This window comes from Pseudomonas fulva NBRC 16637 = DSM 17717 (assembly GCF_000730565.1).
GTDB classification, from domain to species: domain Bacteria; phylum Pseudomonadota; class Gammaproteobacteria; order Pseudomonadales; family Pseudomonadaceae; genus Aquipseudomonas; species Aquipseudomonas fulva.
Genome location: NZ_BBIQ01000046.1, coordinates 1 through 580, shown reverse-complemented (window position 1 = coordinate 580; position 580 = coordinate 1). Strand labels below are relative to the sequence as shown.

At 57.4% G+C, this 580-nt stretch carries 1 protein-coding gene; it reads left to right on the top strand.

Annotated features, from left to right (window positions below; all coding sequences use genetic code 11):
• A partial coding sequence (locus PFU01S_RS21365) for a transposase (protein WP_042139961.1) occupies positions 1 to 580 on the top strand: 580 nt, incomplete at both ends.

Below are 580 nucleotides of genomic sequence, written 5' to 3'. Positions count from 1 at the left end.
GATGCCGAAGTACTGGCCCACTACGCTGAGGTCATTCCAGACCAGCCCACCCTGCGGATCAGCCCGGAGCGTGCGCTGTTGCGAGAATTGCTGCAGCAACGTGATCGGCTGGTTCAGCAGCGTGATGACGACCGCAGGCGCCTGAAACAGGCGCAGTTCAGCGCGGTGTCCGACTTTCTGAAAGCCAACCTTCAGCACTTCAAGTCGCAGATCAAGCTGATTGAGCAAGCGATCAGCCAGCAAACGGAAGCCCTGAAAGATGAACGGGTTACTCAGCTGGTCCAGGTCAAAGGCATTGGGCTGGTAACGGCGGGCAAGCTGATAACACTTCTGCCAGAACTGGGGCGTGTAGAGTCCAAAGAAATAGCCTCGTTGGTCGGGGTGGCGCCTTTTAACCACGACAGCGGAAAATCCGTGGGCAAACGCTCTATCTCGGGCGGGCGGTTTGAGGCCAGGCGATCGTTGTATATGTCATGCCTTGTGGCGATAAAGTACAACCCAGCACTCAAGGCTCGTTATGAGGCGCTGCGCGGACGCGGAAAAGTTGCCAAGGTCGCCCTCGTAGCCTGTATGCGGGTAT